This window comes from Pseudomonas sp. MYb13 (genome assembly GCF_002980075.1).
Taxonomy (GTDB): domain Bacteria; phylum Pseudomonadota; class Gammaproteobacteria; order Pseudomonadales; family Pseudomonadaceae; genus Aquipseudomonas; species Aquipseudomonas lurida.
Window position 1 is genome coordinate 21,446 of record NZ_PCQI01000027.1, and the last position, 9,310, is coordinate 30,755.

The window sequence follows — 9,310 nt, forward strand, 5'->3', positions numbered from 1 at the left end:
ATTCGGCATAATGGCCGCCTTTGCGCAACTCATCAGGCTCTCAGTTCTTGGCAAATATAGATAATCCGGCCGCCGAAATGGCGGCCGCAGGCTTTTACCGCATCGCCCTGGGCGTGGAATATAAAGGCTCGCGCTATCGCGGCTGGCAGCGTCAGGCGTCGGGTGTGCTGACGGTGCAGGAAACCCTGGAGAATGCCCTGTCGAAAGTCGCCGATTCGCCGGTGTCGCTGATGTGCGCCGGGCGCACCGATGCGGGCGTGCATGCGTGCGGGCAGGTGGTGCACTTCGACACCCAGGCTGAACGCTCCATGAAGGCTTGGGTGATGGGCGCTAACATCAATTTGCCCCATGACGTCAGTGTCAGCTGGGCCAAGGTGATGCCGGCGCATTTTCATGCGCGCTTCAAGGCGATCGCCCGTCGTTATCGCTATGTGATCTACAACGACCAGATCCGCCCGGCGCACCTCAACGAAGAAATCACCTGGAACCACCGCCCGCTCGACGCCGAACGCATGGCCGAAGCGGCGCAGCACCTGGTGGGCGTGCATGATTTCAGCGCCTTCCGTGCCGGCCAGTGCCAGGCCAAGTCGCCGATCAAGGAGGTCCATCACCTGCGCGTGACCCGCCACGGCAAAATGATCGTGTTGGATATCCGTGCCGGCGCGTTCCTGCATCACATGGTGCGCAATATCGCCGGGGTGCTGATGACCATCGGCACTGGCGAGCGCCCGGTGGAGTGGGCCAAGGAAGTGCTGGAAAGTCGTGTTCGGCGTACCGGCGGCGTCACAGCCCATCCGTTCGGCCTTTATCTGGTGGATGTTGAGTACCGTGACGAGTTTGAATTGCCCGAGCGTTTCATCGGCCCCCACTTCCTCACGGGTTTCAGCGAACTTGGCGGCTGACGCCCGGAAAAGCTTTTGTTACCATCCGGGACTTTATCGGCCCAACCCTGAGGTTTCCACGACATGTCAGCCGTTCGCAGCAAGATTTGCGGGGTTACCCGCATAGAAGACGCGATGGCGGCCGTCGAGGCGGGGGCGGACGCCATCGGTTTCGTGTTTTATGCCAGGAGCCCGCGGGCGGTGAATGTGTTGCAGGCGCGGGCGATCATCGCCGCATTGCCGCCGTTCGTAACCACCGTGGGGTTGTTCGTCAACGCCAGCCGCTGCGAACTCAACGAAACCCTGGATGCCGTACCGTTGGATATGCTGCAGTTCCACGGCGACGAAACGCCCGACGAGTGCGAAAGCTACCAGCGCCCCTATATCAAGGCGCTGCGCGTCAAGGCCGGGGATGACATCGCGGCGGCGTGTGCAGCCTATGGCGGCGCTCGCGGGATTCTGCTCGACACCTATGTCGAAGGCGTACCTGGCGGTACCGGCGAAGCGTTCGATTGGTCGCTGATTCCCGTCGGGTTGAGCAAGCCGATCATCCTGGCCGGCGGGCTCAACCCCGAGAATGTCGGGGCGGCGATCAAGCAGGTCCGTCCGTATGCCGTGGATGTCAGCGGCGGGGTGGAGCAGGGCAAGGGCATCAAGGATCACAGCAAGATTCGCGCATTCATGCAGGCCGTGCGCAACAGCAGCGGAGGGATGTGACGGCTGGCAGTCTGCCGCCGTCCATAACTACCACTGTGTAAAACAGCCCGGTGCCACCTGTGGGTAGCCCGGACATGAAGTGGCACCCTGCGCTGGCAGGTTGTCTGGAAGGCTGAGGATACATGCGGGAACAGGCCGGTCGAACGTCTGACCCCGTCCAGCATGCGTCATCGCCACATATGAATTTAGCTCAAGGGCATACGCGGGGCTGTGTTCAAGCCACCGGTACTGGAGAAAGAAAGCATGAGCAACTGGTTAGTAGACAAACTGATCCCTTCGATCATGCGTTCCGAGGTGAAGAAAAGCTCGGTTCCTGAAGGTCTGTGGCACAAGTGCCCATCCTGCGACGCGGTGCTCTACCGCCCGGAGCTGGAAAAGACCCTGGACGTTTGCCCCAAGTGCAACCACCACATGCGTATCGGCGCCCGCGCCCGCATCGACATCTTCCTGGACGCCGAAGGCCGCAACGAGCTGGGCGCCGACCTGGAACCGGTTGACCGTCTCAAGTTCCGCGACGGCAAGAAGTACAAGGACCGCCTGAGTGCTGCGCAGAAGCAGACCGGTGAGAAAGACGCGCTGATTTCCGTCAGCGGCAAGCTGCTGGGCATGCCTGTCGTGGTGTCGGCGTTCGAGTTCTCGTTCATGGGCGGTTCCATGGGTGCCATCGTCGGTGAGCGCTTTGTTCGCGCCGCCAACTACGCCCTGGAAAACCGTTGCCCGATGATCTGCTTCGCCGCCTCCGGTGGCGCGCGCATGCAGGAAGCCCTGATCTCCCTGATGCAAATGGCCAAGACCTCTGCGGTGCTGGCGCGTCTGCGTGAAGAAGGCATCCCGTTCATCTCCGTACTGACCGACCCGGTCTACGGCGGCGTATCCGCCAGCTTGGCAATGCTGGGTGACGTGATCGTTGGCGAGCCAAAGGCACTGATCGGCTTTGCCGGCCCGCGCGTGATCGAGCAGACCGTGCGTGAAAAACTGCCAGAAGGCTTCCAGCGCAGCGAGTTCCTGCTGGAGCACGGTGCGATCGACCTGATCATCCCGCGCGGCGAGCTGCGTCCACGCCTGGGCAACCTGCTGGCACAAATGATGGGCCTGCCGACCCCAGTCTACGTCGCGCCTAAAGTCGAGCCGATCGTTGTTCCGCCGGTGCCTGCGAACCTATGACCCAGCGTACCCTGGGCGAGTGGCTCGCCTACCTTGAGCAGTTGCATCCGTCCGCCATCGACATGGGCCTGGAGCGCTCGCAACAGGTAGCGGCCCGCCTTGGGTTGGGCCGGCCGGCACCGCGCGTGATCACGGTGACCGGCACCAACGGCAAGGGCTCTACCTGTGCCTTTGTCGCGGCGCTGCTGCAGGCCCAAGGCCTGAAAGTTGGCGTCTACAATTCCCCGCACCTGCTGCGTTACAACGAGCGGGTGCAGCTCAATGGCGTCGAAGCCACTGATGAGCAACTCTGCGAGGCCTTCGCCGCACTCGATGCTGGCCGAGGCGAGACTTCCCTGACTTACTTCGAGATGGGCACCCTGGCGGCGTTCTGGCTGTTCGAGCGTGCGCAACTGGATGTGGTGGTGCTGGAAGTCGGCCTGGGTGGGCGCCTGGATACGGTCAACGTGGTGGACGCCGATCTGGCGCTGGTCACCAGTATTGGTGTGGACCATGCCGACTACCTGGGCAATACCCGCGAATCCGTGGCCTATGAAAAAGCCGGGATCTTCCGCCAGGGCAAGCCTGCCCTGTGTGGTGACGTGGATCCGCCGCATACCCTGCTGGATAAGGTGCGCGAGCTGGACTGCCCGTTTTTCCTGCGCGGCCGCGAATTCAACCTTGAGATCGGTGAACAGTGCTGGCAATGGCAGGGGCACGATGCCCGTGGCCAGGCTGTAGCGCTGCGCGACCTGCCGCTGCTGAACCTGCCGATGGAAAACGCCGCGCTTGCGCTGCAGGCGTATCTGCTGCTGGATCTGCCGTGGAATGCCGAGCAGATCGCCGCCACCTTGCTAGCGACGCGCGTGACAGGGCGCCTGGATCGTCGCGAGTTCGAATGGCAGGGCAAGCGCCTGAACCTGCTGCTGGATGTGGGGCATAACCCGCATGCGGCCGAGTACCTGGCGCAGCGCCTGTCACGCACGCCGCCGGTCGGTCGTCGTCTCGCCGTATTCGGCTTGCTGGTCGACAAGGACCTGGAAGGCGTGGTCGCGCCCTTGCTCGGCAATGTCCAGGCGTGGGCCGTAGCGCCGCTGGATACGCCGCGCAGCCGTCCGGCCGCCGAACTGGAAGTGGCCTTGCAGAACCTTGGTGCACCGGTGGCGTCGTATGCAAGCGTGACCGATGCCCTTGAAGCACAGTGCGCCATTGCCACGCCCGATGATGAGATTCTGTTGTTCGGGTCATTTTATTGTGTTGCCGAGGCGCTTGAGTGGTTGGCCCGGCGCTCCACGGAGGAAGCTGCACATGGCATTACTGGATAGCGCATACAAGCAGCGAATGGTCGGAGCCCTGGTTCTGGTGGCATTGGCGGTGATCTTCCTGCCGATGTTGTTCTCTCGCCAGGACGAAGAGCGTCAGGTGGTTGTCGAAGCCCCGGCCGCCCCCCAGGCGCCCGCAGTGCCTCAGGTCCAGGTTGAACCGGTGGTGGTGCCTGAGCCCCAGGCGTTGCCGGAAGAAGAGCCCGTACCGACCGATGAGGAGGTGGCTGCACAGCAGGCACCGTCGATGCCGGTGCAACCTAGTGTGCCCGTGGTCAAGCCAGCGCCCACCGCGCCGGTTGTCGCCGCGAAGCCTGCTGCGCCCGCACCCGCGCCCAAACCGGTCGCACCGCAACCTGCCGCCCCGGGCAAGCCGGATGTGGGGCAGAGCCGTATCGATCCGAATGGCTTGCCCATCAGTTGGTCGATCCAGGTGGCCAGCCTGGGTAATCGCGAAGGTGCCGACGCCCTGCAGAAGAAACTGCGTAGCCAGGGCTATAACGCCTATATCCGTAGCGCCGACGGCAAGAACCGCGTATTTATCGGTCCGCTGATCGAGCGTGCCGAGGCGGACCGCCTGCGGGACCTGCTGGATCGCCAGCAGAACCTCAAGGGTTTCGTGACCCGTTTCCAGCCTGAGCGCGGCTGAGCAACTGCCGACTGCGGTTGGCCATGCGCTTCAAATGTGGGAGCGGGCTTGCCCGCGAATAGGGTGGATCAGTTGACGTATTTGTCACTGGCCCACCGCATTCGCGAGCAAGCCCGCTCCCACATTGGTTTGGTGATGGGGTTGAGATCGGATTCGCTCGCCCCAAAGTACTGATTTGCAAGGCACTGACAATCACAGCTTACCGACAGCCCGACGCTCTGCTAAAATGCGCCGCCTTATCCGTCCGTAGGCTCAAACGTGCCATTTACCTGGGTTGATTGGGCGATCGTTGCCATCGTCGCCATCTCCGCTTTGATCAGTCTAAGCCGCGGCTTCGTAAAAGAAGCACTGTCGTTGCTGACCTGGATCATCGCAGGAGTCGTAGCCTGGATGTTCGGCGGTTCATTGTCGGTCTACCTGGCCGGATACATCGAGACACCTTCGGCTCGCGTCATCGCGGGCTGCGCCATCATGTTCATCGCCACGCTGCTGGTGGGAGCAATGGTCAATTATCTTATTGGCGAGTTGATACGTGTCACCGGCCTCTCCGGGACCGATCGATTTCTCGGCATGGCCTTCGGCGCCGCGCGTGGCGCATTGCTGGTGGTCGTGGCGGTCGGGCTGTTGAGCCTGGGGCCGGTACAGCAGGATTCGTGGTGGCAGGAGTCGGTACTCGTGCCAAAATTTCTATTGGTTGCAGATTGGTCCAAGAACCTCATTCTGGGGTGGAGCAGTCAGTGGCTGGCCAGCGGAATCAGCGTACCCGCTGATCTTCCGTTCAAGGAGCACCTCTTACCGGCCAAAACGCCTCAGTAAGCTGTGTTCAGTCAAGATTCATTAAGTAGGGGTTGCGTCGCATGTGTGGCATCGTCGGTATCGTCGGTAAGTCGAACGTCAATCAGGCGCTGTATGACGCGCTAACCGTCCTCCAGCACCGCGGCCAGGACGCTGCCGGTATTGTGACCAGCCACGACGGCCGGTTATTCCTGCGCAAGGACAATGGCCTGGTACGTGACGTGTTCCACCAGCGTCACATGCAGCGCCTGGTCGGGCACATGGGCATTGGCCATGTGCGTTACCCGACTGCCGGTAGCTCGACTTCGGCCGAAGCTCAACCGTTTTACGTCAACTCGCCTTACGGCATTACCCTGGCGCACAACGGTAACCTGACCAACGTTGAACAGCTGGCCAAGGAGATTTACGAATCTGACCTGCGCCACGTCAACACCAGTTCCGACTCGGAAGTGCTGCTCAACGTGTTCGCCCACGAGCTGGCCCAGCGCGGCAAGCTGCAGCCGACCGAAGAAGACGTGTTCGCCGCCGTCACCGATGTGCACAACCGTTGCGTCGGTGGTTATGCAGTGGTGGCCATGGTCACCGGTTATGGCATCGTCGGCTTCCGTGACCCCCACGGCATTCGCCCGATCGTGTTCGGCCAGCGTCACACCGACGAAGGCGTCGAGTACATGATCGCTTCCGAAAGCGTGTCCCTGGACGTGCTGGGCTTCACCCTGATCCGCGACCTCGCGCCAGGCGAAGCGGTGTACATCACTGAAGATGGCAAGCTGCACACCCGCCAGTGCGCCGTGGCGCCGAAACTTACCCCGTGCATCTTCGAACACGTCTACCTGGCGCGTCCGGATTCGATCATCGACGGCGTTTCGGTGTACAAGGCGCGCCTGCGCATGGGCGAGAAGCTGGCCGAGAAGATCCTGCGCGAGCGTCCCGAGCACGACATCGACGTGGTGATCCCGATCCCGGACACCAGCCGTACCGCTGCGCTGGAGTTGGCCAACCACCTGGGTGTCAAGTTCCGCGAAGGCTTCGTGAAGAACCGCTACATTGGCCGGACCTTCATCATGCCTGGCCAGGCTGCGCGCAAGAAGTCGGTACGCCAGAAGCTCAACGCCATCGAGCTGGAATTCCGCGGCAAGAACGTGATGCTGGTGGATGACTCCATCGTACGTGGCACCACCTGCAAGCAGATCATCCAGATGGCCCGCGAAGCCGGTGCGAAGAACGTCTACTTCTGTTCCGCAGCGCCTGCCGTGCGTTACCCGAACGTGTACGGTATCGACATGCCGAGCGCCCACGAGCTGATCGCTCACAACCGTTCGACCCAGGACGTGGCTGACTTGATCGGTGCCGATTGGCTGATCTATCAAGACCTGCCGGACCTGATCGAAGCGGTCGGCGGTGGCAAGATCAAGATCGACCAGTTCGACTGCGCCGTGTTCGACGGCAAGTACGTGACCGGTGACGTCGACGACGCCTATCTGAACAAGATCGAGCAGGCGCGGAACGACTCGTCGAAGATCAAGACCCAGGCGGTCAGCGCGATCATCGACCTGTACAACAACTGAGTGACAACCGGCCCTGAGGGGCCGGTTTTGTATCTTAAATAAAGAATTGAGTAAGGAGTCGCAGCATGAGTCAGGAATGGGATGCCGGTCGCTTGGACAGCGACCTCGATGGCGTAGCTTTCGATACCCTGGCTGTGCGCGCCGGCCAGCACCGCACCCCGGAAGGTGAGCACGGTGACCCGATGTTCTTCACGTCCAGCTATGTGTTCCGCACGGCGGCCGACGCCGCTGCGCGTTTTGCTGGTGAAGTGCCGGGCAACGTTTATTCGCGTTATACCAACCCGACGGTGCGTGCGTTCGAAGAGCGTATTGCGGCATTGGAAGGTGCCGAGCAAGCGGTGGCCACGGCGACGGGCATGGCAGCAATCCTGGCCGTGGTGATGAGCCTGTGCAGTGCCGACGACCATGTGCTGGTATCGCGCAGTGTGTTTGGTTCCACCATCAGCCTGTTCGAGAAGTACTTCAAGCGCTTTGGCATCGAAGTGGACTATGTGCCCCTGGCGGACCTGTCCGGCTGGGAGGCAGCGATCAAGGCCAACACCAAGTTGCTGTTCGTCGAGTCGCCATCCAACCCATTGGCCGAGCTGGTGGATATCGCTGCGTTGTCCGAAGTGGCGCATGCCAAGGGCGCCATGCTGGTGGTCGATAACTGCTTCTGCACCCCGGCGCTGCAGCAGCCGTTGAAGCTGGGCGCTGACATTGTCGTGCATTCGGCCACCAAGTTCATCGACGGCCAGGGTCGTTGCATGGGCGGTGTGGTCGCGGGTCGCGGCGAGCAGATGAAGGAAGTGGTCGGTTTCCTGCGCACGGCTGGCCCGACCTTGAGTCCGTTCAACGCCTGGATCTTCCTCAAGGGCCTGGAAACCCTCAGCCTGCGCATGAAGGCCCACTGCGCCAACGCCCAGGCGCTGGCCGAGTGGCTGGAGCAGCAGGACGGTATCGAGAAGGTGCATTACGCCGGCCTCAAGAGTCACCCGCAACACGCGTTGGCCCAGCGCCAGCAGCGTGGTTTCGGTGCTGTGGTGAGCTTTGAAGTGAAGGGTGGCAAAGAGGGCGCCTGGCGCTTTATCGATGCGACGCGCCTGATCTCCATCACGGCCAACCTGGGGGACAGCAAGACCACCATTACCCACCCGAGCACCACGTCCCACGGTCGTCTGGCGCCACAGGAGCGTGAAGCGGCAGGTATCCGTGACAGCCTGATCCGCATTGCGGTCGGCCTGGAAGACGTCGCTGACTTGCAAGCTGACCTGGCTCGCGGGCTGGCGGCCTTGTGATCGAGTGGTCCATGGAAGCCGCGGCCGCCGGTAACGGGCGTGTCGCGCTGGTCACGGGCGCGGCCCGGGGCATTGGTCTCGGGATTGCCGCATGGCTGATCAGTGAAGGCTGGCAGGTGGTGTTGACCGACCTGGACCGCGAGCGTGGGTCCAAGGTGTCCAAGGTGCTGGGCGAAAACGCCTGGTTTATCAGCATGGACGTGGCCGACGAGAAGCAAGTGGCCCAGGGTGTCGCCGAAGTATTGGGGCAGTTTGGGCGGCTGGACGCGTTGGTCTGCAACGCGGCCGTGGCCGACCCGCGCAACATCACCCTGGAAAGCCTCGACCTGGCCTACTGGAACCGAGTGCTCGCCGTGAACCTCAGTGGGCCGATGTTATTGGCCAAGCACTGCGCGCCGTATCTGCGTGCCCATGGCGGTGCCATCGTCAACCTGGCGTCGACCCGGGCTCGCCAGTCGGAGCCGGACACCGAGGCCTATGCGGCGAGCAAAGGTGGCCTGCTGGCCCTGACGCATGCCTTGGCGATGAGCCTGGGGCCGGAAGTCCGGGTGAATGCGGTCAGCCCTGGCTGGATCGATGCGCGTGATCCTGCGGCCCGTCGCGCCGAGCCGTTGAGCGATACCGACCACGCCCAGCATCCGGCGGGCCGGGTGGGTACCGTAGAAGACGTGGCGGCGATGGTCGCATGGTTGCTGTCGCGTCAGGCGGGGTTTGTCACCGGGCAAGAGTTTGTCGTGGACGGTGGCATGAGCAAGAAGATGATTTACAGCGAGTAGGGCGGGTAGCCGTCTTGAAGCTATTTTGTCTTTTTCAGAAAAACTTCAAGCGGGCTATTGACTTAGGTCCGCTACCTGCGTAAATTTCGCGGCCTCAACGAAGCAAAGGGTGATTAGCTCAGCTGGGAGAGCATCTGCCTTACAAGCAGAGGGTCGGCGGTTCGATCCCGTCATCACCCACC

The 9,310-nt window shown here is 62.2% G+C and carries 9 protein-coding genes and 1 tRNA gene; all 10 read left to right on the forward strand.

What is annotated here, in order from left to right; translation table 11 throughout:
• Window positions 1-77 precede the first annotated feature (77 nt).
• The gene (gene truA, locus CQ002_RS27230; protein WP_025856449.1) at window positions 78-902 is read left to right on the forward strand and encodes a tRNA pseudouridine(38-40) synthase TruA; all 825 of its coding nucleotides are present in this window, start codon (window positions 78-80) and stop codon (window positions 900-902) included.
• 63 nt (window positions 903-965) lie between these two features.
• Window positions 966-1,598 (forward strand): phosphoribosylanthranilate isomerase, encoded by a 633-nt coding sequence (locus CQ002_RS27235; RefSeq protein WP_034107595.1) that lies wholly within the window; start codon window positions 966-968, stop codon window positions 1,596-1,598.
• A gap of 243 nt (window positions 1,599-1,841) precedes the next feature.
• Window positions 1,842-2,762, forward strand: coding sequence for an acetyl-CoA carboxylase, carboxyltransferase subunit beta (gene accD, locus CQ002_RS27240; RefSeq protein WP_034107593.1), 921 nt, complete (start codon window positions 1,842-1,844; stop codon window positions 2,760-2,762).
• A complete protein-coding gene (gene folC, locus CQ002_RS27245; RefSeq protein WP_105162580.1) occupies window positions 2,759-4,066 on the forward strand; it encodes a bifunctional tetrahydrofolate synthase/dihydrofolate synthase in 1,308 nt (435 codons plus the stop codon). Before accD ends, folC begins: the two co-directional genes overlap by 4 nt.
• Window positions 4,050-4,712 (forward strand): SPOR domain-containing protein, encoded by a 663-nt coding sequence (locus tag CQ002_RS27250; protein WP_034107589.1) that lies wholly within the window; start codon window positions 4,050-4,052, stop codon window positions 4,710-4,712. Before folC ends, CQ002_RS27250 begins: the two co-directional genes overlap by 17 nt.
• Window positions 4,713-4,970: 258 nt before the next feature.
• A complete protein-coding gene (locus CQ002_RS27255; RefSeq protein WP_003192538.1) occupies window positions 4,971-5,528 on the forward strand; it encodes a CvpA family protein in 558 nt (185 codons plus the stop codon).
• A 41-nt stretch (window positions 5,529-5,569) separates the two neighbouring features.
• Window positions 5,570-7,075: an amidophosphoribosyltransferase gene (gene purF / locus CQ002_RS27260; RefSeq protein ID WP_034107587.1), complete on the forward strand. Its 1,506-nt coding sequence runs from the start codon at window positions 5,570-5,572 to the stop codon at window positions 7,073-7,075.
• Between the two features lie 65 nt (window positions 7,076-7,140).
• Entirely contained in the window at window positions 7,141-8,352 is a 1,212-nt protein-coding gene (locus CQ002_RS27265) for an O-succinylhomoserine sulfhydrylase (RefSeq protein WP_105162579.1), read from the forward strand.
• Between the two features lie 11 nt (window positions 8,353-8,363).
• Window positions 8,364-9,128: an SDR family oxidoreductase gene (locus CQ002_RS27270; protein WP_034107583.1), complete on the forward strand. Its 765-nt coding sequence runs from the start codon at window positions 8,364-8,366 to the stop codon at window positions 9,126-9,128.
• A 107-nt stretch (window positions 9,129-9,235) separates the two neighbouring features.
• Window positions 9,236-9,308, forward strand: a tRNA-Val gene (locus CQ002_RS27275).
• Window positions 9,309-9,310 lie beyond the last annotated feature (2 nt).

What these genes read in the sequence shown, in the direction of transcription:
- CQ002_RS27265 (WP_105162579.1), top strand. Translation starts at nt 7,141, where the DNA reads ATGAGTCAGGAATGGGATGCCGGTCGCTTGGACAGCGACCTCGATGGC.
- folC (WP_105162580.1), top strand. Translation starts at nt 2,759, where the DNA reads ATGACCCAGCGTACCCTGGGCGAGTGGCTCGCCTACCTTGAGCAGTTG.
- accD (WP_034107593.1), top strand. Translation starts at nt 1,842, where the DNA reads ATGAGCAACTGGTTAGTAGACAAACTGATCCCTTCGATCATGCGTTCC.
- CQ002_RS27270 (WP_034107583.1), top strand. Translation starts at nt 8,364, where the DNA reads ATGGAAGCCGCGGCCGCCGGTAACGGGCGTGTCGCGCTGGTCACGGGC.
- truA (WP_025856449.1), top strand. Translation starts at nt 78, where the DNA reads ATGGCGGCCGCAGGCTTTTACCGCATCGCCCTGGGCGTGGAATATAAA.
- CQ002_RS27250 (WP_034107589.1), top strand. Translation starts at nt 4,050, where the DNA reads ATGGCATTACTGGATAGCGCATACAAGCAGCGAATGGTCGGAGCCCTG.
- CQ002_RS27235 (WP_034107595.1), top strand. Translation starts at nt 966, where the DNA reads ATGTCAGCCGTTCGCAGCAAGATTTGCGGGGTTACCCGCATAGAAGAC.
- purF (WP_034107587.1), top strand. Translation starts at nt 5,570, where the DNA reads ATGTGTGGCATCGTCGGTATCGTCGGTAAGTCGAACGTCAATCAGGCG.